A 22,977-nucleotide genomic window follows, 5' to 3' on the forward strand; every position below is an offset into this window, starting at 1 on the left:
CTGCCTCGCAATAACAATTTGCAGTAAAAGAAAAACAAAAAATATAAAGCGTCATCTTTTAGGGTGGATTAGACATTGCTAACGAGTAAAATTATGGGCTTTCAAAGGCCCGACGTAAGTTCGTTGAACTTACCTAACTTGCACAAGAAGCTATTGCTTGCAAGTGTGTTTGTTGTTGGAGCCGCATTGTTATGGCCCACCCAACAAGAGTTTTCATCACAACGTATTCCAGTGGCAATCGATATCGATTCGTTATTGCCACACATCGCTCTCCAGGATCAATCCCCAGTTGCTGTTCATCAAGTTACCCCTATTCTAGACCGTGTTATCGAAACGGGTGACACCTTAAGTCATTTGTTTCAGCTTGCCGGTATCGACCAACGCACCATGTATAAAGTGCTTGAAGCCGATTTAGAAGTGTTAGCGTTAGATACATTATTGCCCGGTAACCGCATCCAGTTTTGGGATAACGCCAACGGCGAGTTAGAAAAATTAGAATTGTATTTTAATCCAGCACATCAAGTGGTGTTTACCCGTTTTGAAGACGGTAGCTTTGAAGTAAAAGACATCAACATTGATGGCATTTGGCAAAATCGTATTGTCGGTGGTGAAATCAACGGCTCTTTTTATGTTTCTGCAAAAAATGCAGGCTTGAGTGCCGGCGAAATTCAAAAAGTTGAATCACTTTTAAAAGCTAAGTTAAACTTTTCTCGTGAGCTTCGTGCTGGCGACACGTTTTCTGTATTGGTTAATGATCAATTTGTAGAAGGCGAGCCAACAGGCATGACTTCTATTGAAGGCATTCGCATCAATACGGGCCGTCGAGACATTACTGCGTTTCAAAATATTGATGGTAATTTTTACGATATTAATGGCCAAAGCTTAGCTCCAGCATTCCAACGTATTCCTTTAGATCGCAAAGTGCGCTTAAGTTCGCGCTTTAATCCAACACGTAAACATCCCATTACCGGTCGTATTCGTCCTCATAACGGTACTGACTTTGCGACACCGATAGGCACCAAAGTCGTGGCTCCAGGTGAGGGTGTTGTCACTATGGTCACTAAGCATGCGTTTGCCGGTAACTACATTGTGATTGAACATGACAACAAGGTACGTACTCGCTACCTGCATTTGTCGAAGTTTTTAGTCAAAAAAGGTCAACGAGTCACTCGCGGACAGGTTATTGCATTATCGGGTAATACCGGCGCATCTACTGGCCCACATTTACATTATGAGTTCATTGTAAATGGTCGCCCAGTTGATGCCATGAAAGCCAATATTGCAGAAGCAAAAGTGTTGCCTAAAAAGCAATTACAAGAGTTTCAGGCGCTAGTGCGTAGCCGCACTATGATGATGGACCTGGGTTAATGAATCCTCAATAACTCTGCTGTTTATTGGCATGATGAAAACAATATAAAAAATGCAGCCTAAATGCTGCATTTTTTATGACTGTTTGTCACACTGCCGCCATCGGCTCGGTATTGGTATCGACAAAAGCCAGAGTGCGATTTATGTTAGTGCACAAAGAACAAAGAACAAAGCGCAAAGCAAAAGCAGACCCCAAATATAGCGGTAACCCTTGTGGGCTAACATTGTCGCAATAGCAGAACTGTTCTAGTGTGAATATTTCAATACTCGTCCCTAAAGGGCAACGTTAGGTAACACAATGAAACAGAATATTGTTCATATTGCCCTCGTGGTAAAAGATTACGATGACGCAATCGATTTTTATGTAAACAAATTAAATTTTGAGCTCATCGAAGACACTTATCAGCCGGAACAAGATAAACGCTGGGTTGTTGTCGCGCCACCAAACTCACATGGCACTGCGATATTACTGGCTAAGGCTTCAAAGCCAGAACAACAGGATTTTATTGGCAATCAAACTGGCGGCCGTGTGTTCATCTTTTTGAATACCGATGACTTTTGGCGCGATTACAAGCGGATGAAATCGATTGGTATTCACTTTGTGCGTGAGCCGCAAGAACAAGATTACGGTACTGTTGCGGTGTTTGAAGATTTATACGGCAATTTATGGGATTTACTTCAGCTAAACCCCAACCATCCAATGGCAAAAAGGTAGGTATCAACTGATAGCTGCCTGTAACCTGTAATGCTACTCATCCATTGTCATTTCAGATGGCGGGTTTATCCGCTGCATTTATGGCCTAACATTATTTGTATCGGCTTCTGTCCTTGGGTCCATTTCATAAGCCGTTGGGCTGGCCATATCTGTCACAGCGCGAAAGCTTTCTTTGGTTTCGAGCGTTGAAGAGAGTGTGTGGCTACGGCGTCTCAATAACACGATGATAAAAAAGGTGGCGAGGCATATGCTGGTAAAGGCGTATAACCCTTGAGCACCTATTAACCCCATAGCAAGTGATGCGATTGGTGCCCCGATGGCAGACGATAAGCCAAGTGTGATGAGCATGGCACTGCTTATTTCAACAAAGTCTTCTGAGGTCGCGTTGTCGTTAGCGTGAGCTAAGCATATTGCATATAACGTCATACAGGTTCCTCCCCAAAAAAAGGCCGAAATAGCTGCCGGCCAGCCGCCAAAGGTACTGACAACATAGGGAAGACCGATAAATAATAATGACACAAAAGCACCGGCTAGCGCGGTAAACATCAATACACTTCGTCGATCAAAACGGTCAGATAATTTACCTAATGGCACTTGAAAGCAGGCCCCTCCAAGCACGGTAGCGGACAAAAATGCGCCTAATTGAATACTGTCAAAACCATTATCTTTAGCGTAAATAGGGGCCAAAGCCCAAAATGCACCTGTAACGAATCCTGCTACCACGGCGCCAATCAGCGCGACATGAGAGTGTTTCCACACTTTGGCCATACTTAAGGTCACTTGTTTTACGACCGCGGGCGCAGATGAACGAGTCAATGATACTGGGATTATCGCAATGGATATGAATATAGCCGCTAAACCGAATAACATTGATTCACGGGCGCTACCTAAGTTAAATAGCTGCTGACCGCACATGACCATGACTAAATTTAATGTGGTGTAAATAGACAGTATTGAACCTCGATTACTTGCTGTAGATGTACCGTTTAACCAACTTTCGATAATCATATACAAGCCTGAAATGACCACTCCAATCAGGAATCGTAACAACAGCCAGCTATAAAAATTTGGTAATAGCGGGAACACTAAAATGACCACGGAGTAGCATGTTGCGAGCACGGCAAAGCTACGTATATGGCCCACTCGCTTCAGCATGAACGGTGTTGCTAAGCAACCTGAGACAAAACCTAGAAAGTAAGCTGAAGCGGTTAATGCCACTTGCGTGTCGCTGAACCCTAATTCACTCGCTGCAATGGGCAGTAAAGTAAGTAATAAACCATGGCCCAGTAATAGGAAGGCATTCGATATCAGTAAGGCCGAAATTGGGATTAACGCGTTTAACATGTTACTCCAAAGGCTGCTATGGCATATACACTGGTATACGGTGAGCCAATATTTGTAGTATTAAATTCAGGTTTTTCTAAGCGGATTTTAATCCTGTATGTTGCGATGTTGATGCTATTGTTGTGCAACTCGACTATAACTAGCTTACTAATAAGCGACTGCTACTGTTAGATGAGCTTATCAGCATCATTAAGGTTGGAAGATTTATGCCAACTATTGGGATTGCTTTTTATTTAATATTATCAGACGATTAGTTTTTGACTATCACGATGAGATTAACTTAATAGCACCAACTCGGTAGGCATTTAATCAATGTTGCACTTATATAGAACAAACTTGAATATCACAAAGTGCCAAACCAATTAGAGGAAGCGATGAATCTCAATCAAGTGACATTACCTGTGTCGAATATGGATAAGGCGGTGGCGTTTTATCAATTATTGGGGTTTACCTTAATCGTTGATACGCCAGATTATGCGCGCTTTGAATGCCCGATGGGGCAGAGTTCGTTTTCGTTATCATTAGCGCCTGAATCGACGATGAATGGCGCGGTGATTTACTTCGAACATGCTGAGTTAGATAGCTGGGTAGATGACTTGCTAGCAAAAGGCATTGAGTTTGCTCAGTTACCCACAGATGAAGCCTATTTATGGCGTGAGGCGATATTGTTTGACCCGAGTGGCAATAAGCTAAAGCTTTATTGGGCGGGTGAAAATCGTTTAAATCCCCCTTGGCGAGTTAATTCATAAACCGGAGCGAACCGCAGCCAGAGTTTACTATACTGCCTTGTGGTTAGGTGTAATGATGTTATCGTGATGTTAATGAGGGGCTAAGCGATGTGTTGATGCATTAACCCCATCATAATCAGTTATAACTCGATGAAGATATCTTCAAGTGCTAAACGTGCTTTAGGTAGACCGTGATTATAGTCTTCGCCATCCATGTGGTAACCCATTGCTAAGGCCACGTCACATACAAAACCCTCTAATTCCTGTTCAAACTCTTTACCAATTAAGGTGGAATCGACACCTTCCATCGGGGTTGAATCAATCCCTAAACGTGCCAGTACATGCAAAGTATTACCTAAGGCTATGTAGGTTTGTGCTTTAGTCCAGTAGCCGTTATAACCACTTTCATCAGTATTTACCTCTGCAAAGGTAAACCCACCATTAAGCATATTATCAAACATCTCTGCCGGTAAATGGCCTGAGCTGACTTCGATATCCACTACTTTTTTGTATTGTTCTTTAGTAAAACGAGGATTGTAAGCAAATAAAATAATATGTGATGCCGCTTTTGCATGGTGTTGGTTAAATTGATACATGTTGGCATAAGTGTCATGAAAACGCTGCTTGGCTTCATCACTTTCAATAATGATAAATTTCCATGGTTGTGCATTAATTGAAGAGGCAGATAAACGCATTGCTTCTTTTAGCACGTCCATATCTTCAACAGATATACGTTTGCTTGGGTCATATTTTTTTGCAGTATAGCGGTTGTTAAGATCTTGTATGATTTGATGAGACATGTTTTTCTCCACATTAATATTTAAGCACACACTTTGATGTTTTATAAACGAATAGTGATAGCGAACTAAAGCCTGTTGCTTTCTAAGTTGTGTGGATAATAAAGGTCATCACGCCGAATAGACATATTCATATCGTCCAATCATTATGGATAAATAAGTCCACAATAAGCTGTCTTACGACGCAGCAACAAGGGCATTTATAACCAGATGTTAAGCGAAGAAGTCACTCATTAGAGTTAAGTGTGCAAATAAGCGATAGGCGTTAGTGTGAGTGTTATTGTTAGCAGGCAGTTGGTCTTACAAGGTGTGTTCAATACGCGAGGCTTACGCGTAAGGAGATTGCCCCGCTTCTTCGGCGACCAGCCATACTCGCATATCAAACTCATACTGGTGATAATCTGGCAGCATAAAAGTACATAATTGATAGAAGGCCTTATTGTGGTCTTTTTCACGCAGGTGAGCGAGTTCATGCACCACCACCATTTGCAGCAGTTCAAAAGGGATGTGCTTTAAACGTGAGGATATGCGGATTTCATTTTTAGCTTTCACTTTGTTGCCCTGGCGGCGATTGACATAAGAATGCAACCCAAGTGCGTGATGGCTGACATTAATTTTTTCATCAAAAATTACTTTTGCTAATGGATCTGATTGACGCATATAAGTGTTTTTCAACTCGATGGTCATATCATACAAGGCTTTGTCAGTACGGATATCGTGCACGCGCGGGTAGCGACTTAAAAAGTGTGCGCCTAATGCATTGGTATCAACCAATTGTCGTATTTGCTCGACGATATCTGCGCGATAACCACTCAAAAAGCGTAATGCACTAAGTTCACTTTGACGCTGTTTAATGTCGGCGCTGGTGATGAGCTTGCTCATATCTGTTTTGGGCTTTAATGCCTGACTAGCAGCGTTAAGTGGCATTTTGGGCGGAGCTTGGCGGCTTTTGGGTTTGTTGTCTGACATGAGGGCAACTTGGGTGCTAATTAAATGGTGCGAGTCATTAAATGAAATGAGCAGCGAATGATAAAGGCATGATAGTGGCGTTACTGATCAATTTGCAGTAACGCCATAATGTGACAGGCTTACGCTTTACCAAAAATAATGCGGTTATGTTGTACATAAGCCACATCGAATGCGTTTTGTTGTACACGCTTTAAGTCTAACGATTCAAAATCAACCTGCGGTGGATTACGCTTTAACTGTTCTTTAATGGCAACAGGTGAAATAAGGTGTACTGGAAGGTCAGTGATTTGAATTGACGCTTCAAGTTTAAAGCTGGTCGCACTGCCAGCAAACTTTCCTTTTTGTTCACGCTCAATAATCACAATTTGATCGACTCGGTAATCTTCCATTAACTTATGAAAAGCAAAGTGAAATTCACGGATAGATTCTGTTTCGCTAGAGTTTGATACGCTAAATGAGATTTTACGGCATGCTGGCACGTTATAGGTTTCACCTTCATAGGTCAGCATACTGATAATGGCTTCGCCGCCTTTTAATTCTACACCACAAATTTTCATGTTAATCCTTACTGTTTTTACTGCACGTAGGCGTATAGCGAACGTGTCGTTATGCATTGAGTTGCACAAATGGTGATGCGCAACCCTTAATGTTGTTTACTTAAAAGACGTTTATTATCCCAAGTTTAAGATAGTTAGTCTTCTGAGCTGTTGTCTTCTTCAATAATTTGAATGGGTTTGGCTTTACGGCGCATTGGCGCATCACCTACGTCAACACCGGTAATAAAGCGTTTATCACGCTTGGGTGCTGCTTTGGCCTTTTTCGCCACTTTTGCTTTACCGCTCACCGCATCACGTGGTTGTACGCTGTCCGCTTTGCCTGTGGTAGGTTTGTCTTTTAGGCCACTGAACTTAGCTTTCATGCCTTCAATGACAGTCAGATCAAAGTTTTTACGTAAAAATAGCTGCACTTTCTTAAAGCTGTCCCAATCTTTAGGGCCAACAAATGATATCGCATCACCTTTAGCACCAGCACGGCCAGTACGACCGATACGGTGTACGTATTCTTCAGCAAATTTTGGCATGTCAAAGTTAATCACTAATGACACGTTGACTAAATCAAGACCGCGAGACGCGACGTCAGTAGTAACCAATATTTGTGACTGTCCCCGAGCAAACTTGTCCATAATTTGATTACGTGCAGATTGCTTTAAGTCACCGCTCAATGCTGAGGTGGCAAAACCTTCTGCAGCTAATAATGTCGCTAAACGGTCGGTATCAGAGCGTGTTGCTGTAAACACAATCACTTGTTTGTGCTGTTCTTGCTTCAAAATATGCTGCAGCAATGCTTGTTTATGGTCTAAATGGTCTACCAAAATAATGCGCTGTTCAATGTCTTTATGCTCAGAATAAGACTCACCAATGGCAACATGGATCGGTGATTTAAGCAACGTAGCAGCAATTTCGTTAATACTGTCGTGATCTAGCGTGGCAGAGAACATCAACGTTTGTCGACGCTTATGATCGGCAGCATCGTTAATGGCTTTTAACTGCGGGGCAAAACCTAAGTCGAGCATACGGTCTGCTTCATCAAGTACCAGCAGCTCAAGCCCATTTAAAAAGAGGTGACGTTGCTGTAAGTGATCGGCAATACGACCTGGCGTAGCGACAATAAAATGCGGATCGCGAGCCAATGCTTTAGCCTGGTCGTTAAAGTTTTCGCCGCCTAATACACTGATTGCTTTGTATTGGGTGTTGGCCACCAATAAACGCAGTTGACCATATACTTGTTGAGCTAATTCGCGAGTGGGTAACAATACCAATACGCGTGGGTCTTTTTTAGACAAGGCGCGAGTCGAGATAACGCGTTGCATAGCGGGTAATAAAAACGCTAAGGTTTTACCTGAACCCGTTTTAGACGAGGCCATTAAATCTTTACCAGATAAGGCAATGGGCAGTGCTTGCGCTTGAACATCGGTAGGCGTGGTAATGCCAAGGTGCTTTAAACTGTCAAGCAGGCGCTTGTCCAATTGAAAATCGGTAAATTGCAAAGGTAAATCCCCTAAAAAATGATAGCCACGGATTATAGCGGTTTCACTGTGCTATAGCCAACAAGAGTCGCTTTGGTTATGCTATTTTTTGACATCACTCGTTTAGGTTGAAATTTTGATTTTGAACATCAACAAGTGATTCAATGAGTAATGACGTGTGAATAAATTCCTCGCTTGAAAGGATTAACGATGACAAAGCTGACTGTAGGATTAGCATTAGGCAGCGGCGCCGCAAAAGGGTGGGCGCATATTGGGGTCTTAAAAGGCTTAGCCGCATTAGATATTTATCCAGATAAAATTGCCGGTTGCTCAGTGGGCGCATTAGTGGGCGCAGCATACGCAAATGATCATTTAGCCGAACTTGAAACCTGGGTGAGCGGTTTCTCTAGTTGGGATGTGCTCGGATTAATGGATTTAGGTTGGCGTAAAGGCGGCTTAATCAGTGGTGAAAAAGTGTTTGATGTTTTAGCGGGCCGTATTGGCGATCTTAACATTGAACAGCTCAAGCGGCCCTTTGCCGCAGTGGCGACTGATTTATATTCTGGTCAAGAAATTTGGTTTAGAGAAGGAGATTTACGTCATGCCGTGCGAGCATCGTGCTCGATGCCGGGTTTTTTACCACCAGTACAACAAGACCACCGCTGGTTAGTCGACGGTGCGGTGGTTAATCCTGTGCCGGTATCTTTGTGCCGTGCCATGGGCGTCGATATTGTTATTGCAGTTGACTTAAATGGTCATCGCCGCGGCCATATGCACATGTTGCCTGAACAAGTCAAAAGCCGCGTGCCTAAACCTTCTGAACCGATAGAAGAGAAAAAGCAATTAGAATCAGGCTTTATGGATTTGTGGGGCAAAGGCAAAGATTATATGAGCGGCTTGACCGATAAATTTTCACTCGGAGGAGGCAAGTCTCATCCAGGAATGATCGCGGTGATGTCACAGTCGATGGATATTTTAGAGCAGCGCCATAAACGGTCTCGTTTAATGGGTGAGCCACCAGATATTTGCATCGTGCCTGAAGTATTTGATATCGGTACGATGGAGTTTCATCGTGCTAAAGAAGCCATTAAAGCGGGTGAGGCCGCGGTACACGATATTGCCCATTTACTTAAAGCTACGCTAGCAGGACATTAATTTTTTACAGCAGGCCACAGGTTGCGAGGTGGCCTGCCTCTCGCCAATTTAGTGTTTATCTACTCCGCTTAAATGCAGAGTTACTATACCATTTCCATTAATTATGTGACCAATCAGAGTCACTCAGGCTGTTCAGTTTGAGGCGCATTGTTGAAATAATGGTTATTCCCTTCTAAGACAATGCAACAAAGAAATGAACGGTCTGAGTGTCTCCTGCAAGGCGGGTTTCTGTGCCTTCTATGCTGCTTAATAGCATTTTGACGTACGACTGCATGGATGCAGGAGGTAGAGCAACGCAGGAGCAGTTGCCGAGAGCAACTATGCCTACAATTCTATTACTTGCCTAGAAGGCACAGAACTCCCGCTGAATGACCAGATGATTAGTGGAATTGGTATTATACCCATCAGTCTGCTTTCTTATGATCTGGATCAAAGAAGCTTCGCCCGATATAGCGCCTAATACACAGCATATAGTGTTTATTGATACTGCTGCGCCGATATATGGTGTTTGTTGCGGCATTCTGAAAAGGTGGATTGTATGCTTGTTGTGGTGAAAAGGGACGGATGCCGTACTGCGTTTGACGCGAGTCGTATTAAAGATGCGGTAGTGGCTGCAATGGATTCTGCGGGACAAGCAGATCATCAATATGCACTTGAATTGGCTCAAACGGTTCAACTGCAAATGGCTGATAAAGCCCAGGTAGATATTCACGAATTACAAGATGCTGTTGAAGTCTTGTTAATGTCGGGTCCATTTAAATCAGTCGCACGTCATTATATTGAATACCGCCACGACCGTGACAAACACCGTGAAGCACAAAGTAAACTAAATTGTGCTATTCGTGGCTTAGTTGAACAGTCTGACAGTGCCATTTTAAACGAAAATGCCAATAAAGACGCCAAGGTGATTCCCACTCAACGTGACTTGTTAGCCGGTATTGTGGCTAAGCATTACGCCAAAACGCATTTGCTCCCAAAAGATGTGGTCGCCGCCCATGAAAAAGGCGAAATCCATTATCACGATTTAGACTACGCGCCATTTTTCCCGATGTTTAACTGCATGTTGATTGATTTAGCAGGCATGTTAACTCATGGCTTTAAAATGGGTAATGCTGAAATAGACACGCCTAAATCCATTTCGACTGCGACAGCGGTCACGGCGCAAATTATTGCCCAGGTGGCGAGCCATATTTATGGTGGCACAACCATTAATCGCATCGATGAAGTCCTCGCGGAGTTTGTGCAAAAAAGTTATCAAAAACACCTTGCAGTGGCGAAAAAGTGGCAAGTAGCCGATGAAGAAGGTTTTGCGATGACGCAAACCGAGAAAGAATGTCACGATGCCTTCCAGTCTTTAGAGTATGAGGTCAACACCTTACATACCGCTAACGGACAAACACCCTTTGTGACCTTTGGTTTTGGATTAGGGACCTCATGGGAATCGCGGTTAATCCAACAATCGATGCTCACCGTGCGCATGGCTGGCCTTGGAAAAAACCGCAAAACTGCGGTATTCCCTAAATTGGTGTTTGCGATTAAAGATGGCGTTAACCATAAAGCAACTGACATTAATTACGACATTAAAAAAATGGCGCTCACATGTTCAAGTATGCGCATGTACCCCGATATTTTAAATTATGAGCAAGTGGTCAAAGTCACCGGTTCGTTTAAAACTCCAATGGGTTGTCGCTCCTTTTTAGGCGCCTATGAAGAAAACGGGCAGCTGGTGCACGAAGGGCGTAACAACCTCGGCGTGGTGAGTTTAAACTTACCGCGTATTGCCTTAGAGGCTGATAACGATGAGCAACGTTTTTATCAGTTACTTGAAAAACGTTTATTAATCGCCCGTAAAGCGCTCGATACCCGCATTGCCCGTTTAGAAGGCGTTAAAGCCCGTGTTGCACCGATTTTATATATGGAAGGTGCGTGTGGTGTGCGCTTAAAAGCGGATGATGATGTCAGTGAAATTTTTAAAAATGGCCGCGCGTCTATTTCATTAGGCTTTATTGGTTTGCACGAAACCATCAATGCCATTTATGGTGCTGATAAACATGTGTTTGATGATGCTGCACTTCGCGATAAAGCGGTGGCGATTATCAGTAAGCTCAAGCAAGCTACCGAATCCTGGAAACAAGAAACCGGTTATGGTTTTAGCCTATACAGCACCCCAAGCGAAAATCTATGCAGCCGTTTTTGTCAGCTTGATACGGCTCAATTTGGCGTCGTTGCGGGCGTGACCGATAAAGGCTATTACACTAATAGCTTCCATTTAGATGTTGAGAAAAAAGTTAACCCGTTCGATAAAATTGATTTTGAACAGCCTTATCCGGCAATCGCCAATGGTGGGTTTATTTGCTACGGCGAATACCCCAATATGCAACATAACATTGAAGCATTAGAAAACGTGTGGGATTACAGCTACAGCCGAGTGCCTTATTACGGCACCAACACGCCCATTGACGAATGTTACGATTGCGGCTTTATTGGTGAGTTTAATTGTACCAGCAAAGGTTTTGTGTGCCCCAAGTGTGGCAACCATGAGCCTAGCCGTGTGTCGGTGACTCGCCGAGTATGTGGCTATTTAGGCAGCCCTGATGCAAGACCATTTAATTTTGGTAAACAAGAAGAAGTTAAACGCAGAGTGAAACATTTGTAATGCATTACAGTGCTTATCACAGTGTTGATGTAGTCAATGGCGAGGGCACCCGCTGTACGTTATTTGTCAGTGGGTGTGAACATGCGTGTAAAGGGTGTTATAACCAAAACACCTGGCGACCTGATGCTGGCCACCTATATATTCAAGCGCTTGAAGATCAAATTATTGCAGATTTAAATGATAACCGCATAAAGCGTCGAGGCTTAACGTTGAGCGGTGGCGATCCACTGCATCCTGTTAATGTTGAAACCATACTCCAATTAGTTAAACGGGTTAGGCAAGAATGTCCCGATAAAGACATTTGGCTGTGGAGTGGTTATCAGCTCGATGAGTTAAACGAGGCGCAACAAGCTGTCGTTGCAATGGTTGATGTATTGATTGACGGTAAGTTTGAGCAAGAAAATGCTGATCCCGCGCTATTGTGGCGCGGAAGCAGTAATCAGATTGTGCATCGATTTACCCGTGAGTGATCCCGAGCATCTTGCGATAACGTTTTGTCCGTTGTTTGGTTTTAAATTGATCGACCAATAAACTCCACACTGGTGAATCATCGGTTTGTGGTGTGTGTCCCTGGCTCATACGTCTTAATTGACGCTTAATGATAGCCATCGTTGCTAATCCCGCCAACGGCTTACTTTGCCAGTCGACTCTCGGTAACTCTGGCGTAAAGTCGGGCTGAGTTTGCCATGTGTTTACTAAGCTAGGGTAAAATGCCAGTGCACTGGCAATGCCACATAATGCAAAGCCTGCTTCGAGCACTTGCTCGGCAACGGCTTTACGCCGAATGCCTCCGGTTAACATTAATGGAATGGGCGAACTTGCCACTAATTGGCTGGTTAAACTGAGAAAATAAGCTTCGCGGGCGAGGGTTCGTTCGTCAGCGCTTCTGCCTTGCATGGCCGGTGCTTCATAACTGCCGCCAGATAATTCCACCATATCAACTTGATATTGCGCCAGCATAGCAATGACTTTTTCGGCATCGTCAATATCAAAACCGCCTCGTTGAAAGTCAGCTGAATTAAGCTTTACCGCGATGTCAAATTTATCACCACATCGCTGTCTAATCTGTTTAACCACCTCAAGCAGTAACTTAGCTCTATTTTCAAGACTTCCGCCCCATTCATCGCTGCGCTTGTTAGTGAGCGGTGACAAAAATTGTGCGAGTAAATAACCGTGGGCAGCATGGATTTGCACACCATCAAAGCCGGCTTGCTGGGCCAAACTCGCTGTGGTTACAAAGCGGGTAATCACATCATAAATATCATCATGAGTCATGGCTTTAGGCTGTGAAAACATCGATGAATGCTTGCCTAAATCTAATGCGATAGCCGATGGCGCTAAGTTTTTACCGCCCATGGCTTTAAACACTTGTCTGCCAGGGTGGTTTATTTGCATCCACACTCGGGCTTGTTTTTGCTTAGCAATGCTGGCCCACTGTGTAAATGGCGCTATATCACTATTGGCCTCTAACGCGACGCCACCAGGACCTGTCATGGCATAACGGTCAACCATGACATTACCGGTAATCATTAAACCCACGCCACCTTTTGCCCACGCATCGTAAAGTGCAAACAGCGCGCTATCAGGTTGTTGTTTTGCATTGGCAAGATTTTCTTCCATGGCGGCTTTGGCAACACGATTAGGGATGATGCCACCGTTAGGCAAGGTATATGAGTTAACTAAACTGTCGGCCATTAAATATTGTCCTTAATGAAGGGGGAGTAGATTTTCCCTCTTTATTGATTAACCTGAGATCAGGTTGATTAATGCCTGTCATCATAAAGTAATACCCCCATAAACAAAAACACTGCCAAGCACGGTCACGTGCTGGCAGTGTGTTGTGTTAAGTAGTGTTGATTAGATACGGTAGGTTACCGTTAACTTAGCGTTACGTTCTTCGCCAGGTAAACCGCCTAGAAACATGGCTTTGTCGTAATATGACTTGTTAAGTAAGTTATTAATATTGAGCTGAATTTTATACCGTTCAACATCATAGCTGATGGCAGTGTCAAATACGGTGTAACTTGGTACATAACCGTCTGGAATACCAAATGAGCTTGAGTTGGTGCTGCGCTCACCGACATATTCAGCCCCTAAGCTTACCGATATTGGCGCGGGTAAACTCAGTTCTGCTGCATAAGTCACCCAGGCACTTGCCGTAAGGTATGGCACGCCTTTTTGGTGTTGACCATAATCACTGCTATTAGGATTTTGATTGTCGCGAGCATCTTGGTAAACGCCATTAACGTTCACTTTCCACTGTTCATTTAAATTGGCATTTAAATCGAGCTCGACGCCTTTAGTATCTTCACTGCCGTCGTAAAAATAAGGATCTATTGTAGAGGTTACCGCACTGCTATCGTAGTCAGGGTTACTGTAGGCAATATTAGTCCGTGATGATTTAAAAAAGACTAATGAGGCTAATAGTTGATCATCAAACGCTTTGAAACGCACGCCTAAGTCATTACTGACCGATTCTGAGTCTTCGCGGTCGGCTTCATTGCCGGTAACATCGCCCAACACACTGTAGGCTGTACGACCTTTAGAGTGATTAACGAAAATTGAAACATCATCCGTTGGCATATACGTTAAGCCAAGATTGAAGGTAATTCCGTTATCTGTTGTGTCCGCTTCTGGTTGTGGCTCAGCTAAGCTTGAGCTGTAACGGGAATCAACCCCGAGATGTTCATAGGTTTGTTTAATTTCATTAAATGCCACCCCAATACGACTGGTAAAGCCAGCACCAAGGTATCCGACATGTTGTACGCCTAAACCCCATGCTGTGACGGTTTTATTGTAATTACTGGTCAGTAATGGATCGTAATCTTCAAATTCGCCTTCGGCCCAGTTGGGGTTACGAATATCGTAAATGTATGGCAGGGTACCTTGGTAAGATACATCGCCATTGCTGTCTTTTAATACGTAATCGGCATCCCAAATTGAGTATTGTTTGAAGCGAATTGTGCGGTCTTCAAAGTTAGCATTAATCAGTAGTTCGTTTTCGATATTGCCAATGTCAAAGTCGTAACGTAAGTCAGCAAAGTATTGCCAAGATTGTTCATCTGCAGAAACTTTACGATACTCCTGACGACGAGCTGCATAAGGGTATAACACTTCATCTTCAACTAACGGCGCGCGTGGGTCTTGGTTAATGATGCCATTTCGTTCCCAATACACGTAGTTATACGCGCCAGTTTGGCGAGCAAAACTGGTTTCATAATTTCGGTATTGCAATTGTTGGTTTAAAAACAGGTTATCGGTTAAGTAAATGTTGTGAGTCAGTTTGAAACGTAACTCTTCACCTTCGTTATCTTTTGCCATTGGTGAAATTAAGCCATTGTGACCAAAATCGTAAGGTGTTTCACCATCTGATGCACTCAATGAATTAGCCAGTTGTTGACGCTGCTCATCGGTGAGCTGTACGCCACTGCTGGTAGGGTCATTAACCAAATCTTGCCAACTTACCTGGTCTGCCGTTTTACCATCTACAGAAGCCGCATTATAAATCCGGATTGGGTGGCCAATGGAATCTACGGGAATAGAATCGTTTATGTAAGCGGTAGACAGCATGAGGTTTTGATTGTCGTTCAACACAAACTTTAGCGAGCCGTAGACTTCGTCGCGGTCGGTTCCTAAGTCGCGATATCCGTCACTGCGAGCACTTTTGGCTACCACACGATAGGCGACATCGTCAGTGACAGCACCTGTGCTATCAGCCATAAATGAATATGTGTCCCATTGACCCACTTCGGCTTCCATAACATGCTTACTGACAAACTCTGGCTTCTTTTCTATTAAATTCATTACGCCGCCAGCGCTTCCCATTCCGTACAATCCGGTTGCAGGGCCTTTTAACACTTCAACCGAACTGACATTAGTGAGCGAACGGGTAGGGTTAAAGGTGTTGCCAAGTCCTGCGCCGCCATACATGCCGTCATAGGTGTAGTTTGCTCCTAGGCCTCGAATGACGAGGTTGTCACCAATACCGTAGTTGTTACCCGCCTGGGTCACACCACTGATATTACGAATTAAATCTTGCATGTTACTGACGCCTTGGGCATCGATTAATGCTTCGTCAACAATCACTACCGCAGCGGGGGTTTCCATCAGCGACATGTCTGATTTCGTTGCAAGGCCTGAATTCATTACCACTTGGTTTTGGCGACCATATACGGTAATGCGTTCATAATCCTCAGATGATGCTTGAGTTGGAGTATTTGATTCTGTTGGCGTTGAGTCTTGAGCATAAACAGGAAATAAAACACTTTGGCACGCAATAGCCAGTAGAGAGAGTCTTAGCGATGTCATAACGGATACCTTTGATGGAATTGCTGCGAATGATAATGATTATCATAAAGATTGCAATGAGGTTTACACATAAATGTGATAAAAACGTTTGCGAGAACGCGAGACTGCACAATGTTTATCCGGTTTGGTTGTAGAATAAGCACTGGATAAATAAAAAGGGTGTTTTAGGGCGTTGCCTTTTTTTTTAAATCATTGTCTAACATGACCGTTGAGAGGCATAAAGTTGTATATGCAGTGTTTGGTTGTCGCATATTAGGTGGGTTTGGGTATATAATCTGCATCCGAAAAGGTGTTGTAAGGTATACAACTAAGTAGCCTATTCAATAACACACCAAAGTATTTAAGGTAACCAAATGAATTTAAAGCAAGAACTGCAAACATTAAATGATAAGTTAGACAAGTTTCGTCGCAAATTAGCCGCGGCTGAACAACGTGGTGATGCCACGGTTATCATGCAGTTTAAGAAAGAGATCGCCACTGTAACTAAGCGTATTGCCAGCACTAAAGGCCAGCAAACTCGTGAGTTAAGTAAAGAAGGCACAGCGTTAAAAACACTTGGCTTCAAGCGTTCATTAACGAAAGCTGAACAAGCTGACATGGGCAAATTGAATAAGTCTGTTAAAGGTCTGATTGTGGTGCATCCAATGACGGCATTAGGCCGCGAAATGGGCATTAAAGAAGTGACTGGTTTTGCCCCTGCTAAGTTTTAATATTTTCTTTTACAGTTAGTTGTCGTAAGGTTAATTCATGTCGATAAAATATATCGCAACATCTAAATTACCCACTCCTTGGGGTGTTTTTGACATGCACGGTTTTGAAGAAACCGCGACAGGTAAAGAACACGTTGCATTGACATTTGGTCAACTTGATCCCACTCAAGCTATGTTAGGTCGTATTCATTCTGAGTGCTTAACAGGGGATGCATTATTCAGCTTGCGCTGTGATTGTGGTTTTCAATTACAGGCTGCGATGCAGAACATTGCAGAAAAAGGTCAAGGCTTTTTGCTGTACCTTCGCCAAGAAGGTCGTGGTATTGGTTTGTTGAATAAAATCCGTGCTTACGAATTACAAGATGCCGGTGCCAATACCGTTGAAGCCAATGAGCGTTTAGGCTTTGAAGCCGATATGCGTAAGTACGACATGATTTTACCTATGCTAAAAAAAATTGGCGTAGAAAAAGTCAGCCTGATGACCAATAACCCGCGTAAAGTCATGGCGATGCAAAATGCAGGTATTGAAGTCTCTGAACGCATTCCACTGCAAGTGGGTAAAAATCGGTACAACGAGTCATATTTGAAGACCAAATCAACTGAACTTGGTCATATGATGTCTGAATACCATTTCAACGACGAATAAGCAGATCGAACAATAACGATATGGTGATAAATCAAAGGCGACATCATAGTCTTGCGGGTTTATCATCGTGTCGTTTTTTACGTTCAGCTTGGCTTGTTTCTACACTCGTTTTACCTTTTATCTTGACGACTCATCATGCTGTCGCAGAAGAGATAACCTCCGAACCCGATGCTTCACACTACGCTTTCGCCAATTATTTAGGCAGCGGTATTTATCGCACCTCTGGCCAAAGTGCGGCTGTGGTGAATATTCCTTTAGGCTTCGATCTTGAAGAGTCTGACGATCATCTGTTGAAATTACGCTTAACGGCATCATTTGGTTTTTTTGATTATTCTTTTAATGACTTGCCTGGTGGTAGTTTTCCTAAAAGCGTTGGTACGCTAACCCTAACTCCTGGTATTGAATATCATTGGCTGGTGGACGACCAATTGACGTTAGAGTCTTACGTGGATTTGGGATACGGCCATAACTTTTCGACCCATAGTCATGTGGGTATTTACTCTACTGGCTTGTCGAGCCTGTATCGTTTCGGCTCCGCTGAATACAGCCCTGTGTGGGTTAATCGTCTTTACTATGCAGGTTATAAGAGCAATCAAAACGACAGCACTGAAGGTTATTCGGTGCTAAAAACTGGTATTGATTTTGCCTTGAATTACGATTGGCAATGGGATGATATTCGGGTTGAACCGAGAGTGTTTGTTGCAGGGCACTGGTACTTTAACCAACTTAAGTTTGTCACACCAGTCGGTGAAAATGTGCTAACGTCATACACTTATGAAATCGGCTCGACTTTGGCTTTCTCTAAACCGATTAATTTTTCGGCTATTGGCTTAGACAGTGTTGAAATTGATCATATCGGGTTAAGTTATCAAGTCGGCGGCGGTTTAAAAGTATGGCGCTTGATTTTTGAATTCCCGTTATAGGCTATTTCAACGGGTGATGGGCGCTACATTGTTTACAGTGTGATTAATTACACTTTAATTATTTGCGCTGTAAGAGTGTGCATTTAAAGACATCAATAGCCGCAATATAAACAAAAAAGTGCTGAATATTCAGCACTTTTTTGTTTATCGATTATCCGTTGCCCCAAATGTTGGCATTGACAGGTTTACCCGGAGTATCGGTTGATTTGTTGGTTTGCGCTTTAACCGTTTGAGGCTTTTTAGCCGCAGCATGTTGAGGCTTAGACGCGGGCTTGCGAGAGTCATCTTTAGGTGGCGGTAAAGGTAACTTGTTTACTCTAAGGTACAAGTATTCAACTTTGTCACGTGCCCACTGTGTTTTGCGTAAAAACTTTAAACTCGATTTTACACTCGGATTATCTTTAAAACACTGGATGTTGATCCTCGAGCCGAGTTCTTCCCAACCGTATTTTTCAACCAGTTCGGTAACAATAGTTTCCAGCTTTATGCCGTGAAGTGGGTTGTTTGCTTGTGTCATGGGCCGTGAGAGCTAATTAAATTTGCCAATATTATACCTACATTGCTGCCAAAGTGATATCAATGCAAAACGGCAGCCGAGGCTGCCGTTTTGCTGATGATGTAAGTATTACTGTTCGTTTGCTAAATTGATGCTGTCTTCATCGTCTGAATCAATATCACCTTTACCTTTAGTTTTAATAATAATCAGTGCCGCAATAATCGCTGTGGTTACCATGCCAGCAACAGTTGATACTGTCATGGGTAAGCCTGCTCCTAACGTTGATGAGTTAAGCATGAAGCTAATTACCACACAGGTCATAAACATTGCCGGAACAGTACATATCCAGTGGAATTTATTATGACGCAGCAAGTATGCTGCAGCGGTCCACAGCATTAACACTGCCGTGGTTTGGTTAGCGACACCAAAGTAGCGCCAGATAATTCCGAAGTCGACTTGGGTTAATATTGCACCGATGGCAAACAATGGTAGCGCTAGCACTAGGCGTTTAGGCAGTGCAACTTGTTTGATGTTAAAGAACTCAGCCAAGATTAAGCGAGCAGAGCGGAACGCGGTATCACCAGAAGTGATAGGCAGTACAATGACACCGAGGATAGCTAAGAAACCACCAAATGCGCCAAGTAACCCATTTGATGCTTCGTATACTACGTTTGCAGGGTTGCCTGCCATACCCGCATTAAGGCCTTCAACACCACCAAAGAATGACAATGCAATAGCACACCAAATCAGTGCGATAACACCCTCACCAATCATGGCACCAAAAAACACAAAGCGACCGTTTGATTCGTTTTCAACACAACGCGCCATTAATGGAGATTGCGTAGCATGGAATCCTGATACTGCACCACACGCGATGGTGATGAACAGCGCAGGCCATAATGGCATATCGTTAGGATTAAGGTTAGTGAAGAAGTCACCCATTTCAAAACCGGGTAGCATGGTGTGTTCAGTAGACAGCATTAATGCGATGGTTAAGCCAAGAGACATAAACACTAACAGTGCGCCAAAGAAAGGGTAAAAACGGCCAATGATTTTGTCGATTGGAACGATAGTGGCAATCAGGTAGTAGCAGAAAATAATGCCGACAAATATGGTTACATCAAACCCGGTTAATTTACTGAGTAAGCCTGCTGGCGCAGAGATAAATACCACACCGACGAGTAATAATAAGATGATCGCAAACAGATTCATAAAGTGTTTTGCGTTCTTGCCTAAATATTTACCGGCTAGGTTAGGCACTGATTGGCCGTTATTACGAACCGACAGCATGCCTGAAAAGTAATCGTGTACAGCACCTGCAAATATACAACCCAACACAATCCATAACATGGCGGCTGGGCCATATAACGCCCCTAAAATGGGGCCAAAAATAGGGCCTACGCCAGCAATGTTCAACAATTGAATTAAATAGACTTTACCTTTAGACATAGGCACAAAATCGACGCCATCAGTCTGAGTAAAAGCAGGTGTTTGTCGTTGAGTGTTAATGCCGAATACTTTTTCGACAAACGCCCCGTAAATAAAATACCCACCAATGAGTAAACCAACACAGAGTAGAAACCAAGTCATTTTATATCTCCCCATAAATATAGTATGACAAGGTTAATGCATCTTGGTGTTTAATAGGGGCCAAACTCGGTAACAGGTTTAATTGACGGGTTAAGCGGTAAATAATGCGCTTCAAGCGTTTTACCCTTGAGCAAAACGTGTTACCTGTCACGCATCAACATACTATTGAAAGCCTAATAATTGCTTTAATTCTTTAAGATAGCGGCGTGAAACGGGCACTTTAGCGCCACTGTGAGTGGTGACATCTGCTCCTGTGTCGGTTATTTCAATTTCAGAGATAGCATCAGGTGAGAGTAGGTATTGTTTATGGCAGCGAAATAACGCGGTTTTTTCTTCGAGCACTTTAAGTGTTAATTGCGTATGACTAAAACCGTGACGACAATGTACGTGAATACCGCCTACATCACTGACGATAAACTCCACATCAGCTGTGGTAACCACTTTAAGTTTACTGCCGCTGTAACAGGGTAAATGCGCTAATCGCTTAGGTAAGATGGGATCTAAGAGTTGAGGTGCCATATTGGCTCTGACTTTCTCTAATGTTTGATTGAAGCGCTTTTCATCTATGGGTTTTAATAAATAATCAAAAGCATTGTTATCAAATGCCTTTACTGCGTATTCGTCAAAGGCGGTGATAAATACCGCCCGAGGCATTTGCTCAGGATTGAGCATGGCAATTAATTCCATTCCATTTATTCGTGGCATTTGGATATCAACAAAAATCAGGTCGGGTTTTAATCGATTAATGTGCTGTAACGCTTCTATCGCATTACCACATTGCGCTAGGACTTCAATATCAGAGTGTTTCTCCAGAAGATCGGCCACTTCTTGGCGGGCAAAGGGCTCATCGTCAATAATTAAACAGCGGATCATAATGTGGCCTCTTCAAGGGGAATACGCACTTGTACACAAGTGAATTCATCTGTTTTGCAGTGAACCTCGATACCGTATTGTTCACCAAAAAGATTTTGTAATCGTTTATGGACTAAGTTCATGCCTAATCCCTCAGTATTGGTTGAAGGTTGGTATAACCCGGCATTGTCAGTAACACTGAGGAGTAGGTCATTGCCGTCGGTGCTGGCTTCAACATTTATCACGCCTTCGTCTAACAACAATGATGTGCCATGTTTTACTGCATTTTCAATTAATGGTTGTAAGGTAAATGCAGGCATTTTGTGATGATGATAAATGGCGGGAATGTTGATGCTGACATTAAGCTTGTCGATAAACCGCGCATGCTCAATGGCGAGATAAGCATCGATATGTTCTAGCTCATCAGCTAGGGTGACCAAACCCGTGGTGCGAGTAAGGTTGATGCGCAAAAATTGCGATAATTGTTTAATCAGCTTTTTGGCCATGGGTGGGTCACGACTAATAATCGCGCCAATGGTATTTAAGGCATTAAATAAAAAGTGTGGATTAACCTGGGCGTGGAGTAATTTAATTTCGGCTTGCATGAGTAAGTTTTTTTGTTGTTCAAAGCGGCCATATAGAATTTGGTTAGACAGCAGACGTGCAATTCCTTCACCTAGGGTGCGATTGATATTTAAAAATAACTTATTTTTAGGCTCATACAATTTAATGGTACCGACGACTTCGTCGTTGCTGCGCAGTGGGATCACTAAACTTGAGCCAAGATTACAATGATTCGAGATTGAGCAAGTATAGGTAGTGTCTACGCCGTCAGCAAACATGACTTCATTTTGAGCTATGGCATCTAAGGTTATTTGAGACGAAATAGGCGTATTAGGTAAATGATGGTCGGCGCCAATACCGATAAAGGCCAATAATTTATGACGGTCAGTAATGGCAACCGCACCAACACGGGTTTCTTCAATGATGATTTGCGCGACTTTTTGACTGGACTCTTCGTTAAACCCTTTCGATAAAATACCGACACTGCGTTCGGCGATTTTCAGCGCATTAGTTGAAAAGCTCGATGACAATTTATCGAACATGGCTTTTTGATCGCGAACGATACTCATAAACATGGCAGCACCAAGCGAGTTAATGAGTAACATTGGCGGTGCAATAACATAAACCAAAGCCCAGGCTTGATCTAAAGGTTTAGCAATTAATAAAATCAGGCTCATTTGCATCAGTTCAGCACAAAATGTCACCATAAAGACTTTAGACGGTGAATACACCGACTCTGATTTGCCTGCTTTGTTTAAGTAGTAGCTGACTAATCCCGCTGATAGACCTTCAAGGGTTGTGGATATTGCGCAGGCTATATCGGTAAATCCGCCCATAGAATAGCGGTGTAATCCACCGGTGAGACCCACGAAAAAACCGGTCACTGGTCCACCTAATAATCCGCCGAGCACAGCGCCCATGGCTCGAGTATTGGCAATTGCACCGGTAGTTTGCTCACCAAAATAGGTCGCCATAATACAAAAAAGTGAAAACACCACATAAATAAAAACTTTGTGCGGTAGGCGCTTTGAACCCTCAGCAAAAAATTTAAAGAGCGGTGTTTTACTGACTAAGTAGACGATAACGAGGTACACGCACATTTGTTGCGTGAGTAATAAAATCAACGACAT

20 protein-coding genes are annotated in these 22,977 nt (G+C 43.2%); 9 read left to right on the forward strand and 11 right to left on the reverse strand.

Annotated features, from left to right (window positions below; genetic code table 11):
- The first annotated feature begins 93 nt into the window (after nucleotides 1-93).
- Together AC19MV_RS11660 and AC19MV_RS11665 are read left to right on the forward strand one after the other, a co-directional pair.
- The gene (locus AC19MV_RS11660) at nucleotides 94-1,368 is read left to right on the forward strand and encodes a peptidoglycan DD-metalloendopeptidase family protein (protein WP_498307709.1); all 1,275 of its coding nucleotides are present in this window, start codon (nucleotides 94-96) and stop codon (nucleotides 1,366-1,368) included.
- 298 nt (nucleotides 1,369-1,666) lie between these two features.
- A complete protein-coding gene (locus AC19MV_RS11665; RefSeq protein ID WP_498307711.1) occupies nucleotides 1,667-2,083 on the forward strand; it encodes a VOC family protein in 417 nt (138 codons plus the stop codon).
- A gap of 78 nt (nucleotides 2,084-2,161) precedes the next feature.
- Here AC19MV_RS11665 and AC19MV_RS11670 read toward each other — a convergent pair whose 3' ends face one another.
- A complete protein-coding gene (locus AC19MV_RS11670) occupies nucleotides 2,162-3,427 on the reverse strand; it encodes an MFS transporter (RefSeq protein ID WP_498307712.1) in 1,266 nt (421 codons plus the stop codon).
- Between the two features lie 374 nt (nucleotides 3,428-3,801).
- Here AC19MV_RS11670 and AC19MV_RS11675 point away from each other — a divergent pair, with 374 nt between their 5' ends.
- Nucleotides 3,802-4,176 carry a VOC family protein gene (locus AC19MV_RS11675; protein WP_498307714.1) on the forward strand — a complete coding sequence of 125 codons (375 nt, stop codon included), beginning with the start codon at nucleotides 3,802-3,804 and terminating at the stop codon, nucleotides 4,174-4,176.
- A gap of 119 nt (nucleotides 4,177-4,295) precedes the next feature.
- On the opposite strand, the gene AC19MV_RS11680 is transcribed toward AC19MV_RS11675, so the two are convergent.
- The 4 genes from AC19MV_RS11680 to AC19MV_RS11695 all read right to left on the reverse strand — a co-directional run bounded on the left by AC19MV_RS11680 (nucleotide 4,296) and on the right by AC19MV_RS11695 (nucleotide 7,968).
- Nucleotides 4,296-4,955 (reverse strand): nitroreductase family protein, encoded by a 660-nt coding sequence (locus AC19MV_RS11680; protein ID WP_498307716.1) that lies wholly within the window; start codon nucleotides 4,953-4,955, stop codon nucleotides 4,296-4,298.
- A 324-nt stretch (nucleotides 4,956-5,279) separates the two neighbouring features.
- Nucleotides 5,280-5,834 (reverse strand): YgjP-like metallopeptidase domain-containing protein, encoded by a 555-nt coding sequence (locus tag AC19MV_RS11685; RefSeq protein ID WP_432402839.1) that lies wholly within the window; start codon nucleotides 5,832-5,834, stop codon nucleotides 5,280-5,282.
- Between the two features lie 206 nt (nucleotides 5,835-6,040).
- Nucleotides 6,041-6,478: a DUF3010 family protein gene (locus tag AC19MV_RS11690; RefSeq protein ID WP_432402718.1), complete on the reverse strand. Its 438-nt coding sequence runs from the start codon at nucleotides 6,476-6,478 to the stop codon at nucleotides 6,041-6,043.
- 134 nt (nucleotides 6,479-6,612) lie between these two features.
- Nucleotides 6,613-7,968, reverse strand: a complete 1,356-nt coding sequence (locus AC19MV_RS11695; protein ID WP_498307718.1) for a DEAD/DEAH box helicase — start codon at nucleotides 7,966-7,968, stop codon at nucleotides 6,613-6,615.
- 189 nt (nucleotides 7,969-8,157) lie between these two features.
- Here AC19MV_RS11695 and rssA point away from each other — a divergent pair, with 189 nt between their 5' ends.
- The 3 genes from rssA to nrdG all read left to right on the forward strand — a co-directional run bounded on the left by rssA (nucleotide 8,158) and on the right by nrdG (nucleotide 12,228).
- Nucleotides 8,158-9,102 (forward strand): patatin-like phospholipase RssA, encoded by a 945-nt coding sequence (gene rssA, locus AC19MV_RS11700; RefSeq protein ID WP_432402722.1) that lies wholly within the window; start codon nucleotides 8,158-8,160, stop codon nucleotides 9,100-9,102.
- A gap of 538 nt (nucleotides 9,103-9,640) precedes the next feature.
- Nucleotides 9,641-11,758, forward strand: coding sequence for an anaerobic ribonucleoside-triphosphate reductase (gene nrdD, locus AC19MV_RS11705; RefSeq protein WP_498307720.1), 2,118 nt, complete (start codon nucleotides 9,641-9,643; stop codon nucleotides 11,756-11,758).
- Nucleotides 11,758-12,228, forward strand: coding sequence for an anaerobic ribonucleoside-triphosphate reductase-activating protein (gene nrdG / locus AC19MV_RS11710; protein WP_498307722.1), 471 nt, complete (start codon nucleotides 11,758-11,760; stop codon nucleotides 12,226-12,228). The genes nrdD and nrdG overlap by 1 nt, the downstream gene beginning before the upstream one ends.
- Here the strand turns inward: nrdG and AC19MV_RS11715 are convergent.
- Both AC19MV_RS11715 and AC19MV_RS11720 read right to left on the reverse strand, forming a co-directional pair.
- Nucleotides 12,215-13,453, reverse strand: a complete 1,239-nt coding sequence (locus tag AC19MV_RS11715) for an NADH:flavin oxidoreductase/NADH oxidase family protein (RefSeq protein WP_498307724.1) — start codon at nucleotides 13,451-13,453, stop codon at nucleotides 12,215-12,217. The two genes, nrdG and AC19MV_RS11715, sit on opposite strands and share 14 nt — an antisense overlap.
- Before the next feature lie 162 nt (nucleotides 13,454-13,615).
- The gene (locus AC19MV_RS11720) at nucleotides 13,616-16,066 is read right to left on the reverse strand and encodes a TonB-dependent receptor (RefSeq protein ID WP_498307726.1); all 2,451 of its coding nucleotides are present in this window, start codon (nucleotides 16,064-16,066) and stop codon (nucleotides 13,616-13,618) included.
- Between the two features lie 353 nt (nucleotides 16,067-16,419).
- Between AC19MV_RS11720 and AC19MV_RS11725 the strand changes: the two genes are divergently transcribed.
- From AC19MV_RS11725 to AC19MV_RS11735, 3 genes are read left to right on the forward strand one after another with little or no spacing between them, the layout of a single operon-like run.
- Nucleotides 16,420-16,776, forward strand: coding sequence for a YibL family ribosome-associated protein (locus tag AC19MV_RS11725; protein WP_432402732.1), 357 nt, complete (start codon nucleotides 16,420-16,422; stop codon nucleotides 16,774-16,776).
- Between the two features lie 37 nt (nucleotides 16,777-16,813).
- Nucleotides 16,814-17,422 (forward strand): GTP cyclohydrolase II, encoded by a 609-nt coding sequence (gene ribA / locus AC19MV_RS11730; RefSeq protein WP_432402734.1) that lies wholly within the window; start codon nucleotides 16,814-16,816, stop codon nucleotides 17,420-17,422.
- 20 nt (nucleotides 17,423-17,442) lie between these two features.
- Complete coding sequence (locus AC19MV_RS11735; protein WP_498307727.1) at nucleotides 17,443-18,345, forward strand: hypothetical protein; 903 nt, start codon at nucleotides 17,443-17,445, stop codon at nucleotides 18,343-18,345.
- A 151-nt stretch (nucleotides 18,346-18,496) separates the two neighbouring features.
- Here the strand turns inward: AC19MV_RS11735 and AC19MV_RS11740 are convergent, their stop codons facing one another.
- The 4 genes from AC19MV_RS11740 to AC19MV_RS11755 form a co-directional block, all read right to left on the reverse strand.
- Nucleotides 18,497-18,862, reverse strand: a complete 366-nt coding sequence (locus AC19MV_RS11740) for a VF530 family protein (protein ID WP_498307729.1) — start codon at nucleotides 18,860-18,862, stop codon at nucleotides 18,497-18,499.
- Nucleotides 18,863-18,970: 108 nt separating this feature from the next.
- Complete coding sequence (locus tag AC19MV_RS11745; RefSeq protein ID WP_432402740.1) at nucleotides 18,971-20,431, reverse strand: carbon starvation CstA family protein; 1,461 nt, start codon at nucleotides 20,429-20,431, stop codon at nucleotides 18,971-18,973.
- 162 nt (nucleotides 20,432-20,593) lie between these two features.
- Nucleotides 20,594-21,304, reverse strand: a complete 711-nt coding sequence (gene btsR, locus AC19MV_RS11750) for a two-component system response regulator BtsR (RefSeq protein ID WP_498307731.1) — start codon at nucleotides 21,302-21,304, stop codon at nucleotides 20,594-20,596.
- Nucleotides 21,301-22,977: a LytS/YhcK type 5TM receptor domain-containing protein gene (locus AC19MV_RS11755; protein ID WP_498307733.1), complete on the reverse strand. Its 1,677-nt coding sequence runs from the start codon at nucleotides 22,975-22,977 to the stop codon at nucleotides 21,301-21,303. Before AC19MV_RS11755 ends, btsR begins: the two co-directional genes overlap by 4 nt.

Source organism: Shewanella sp. MF05913, assembly GCF_059758095.1.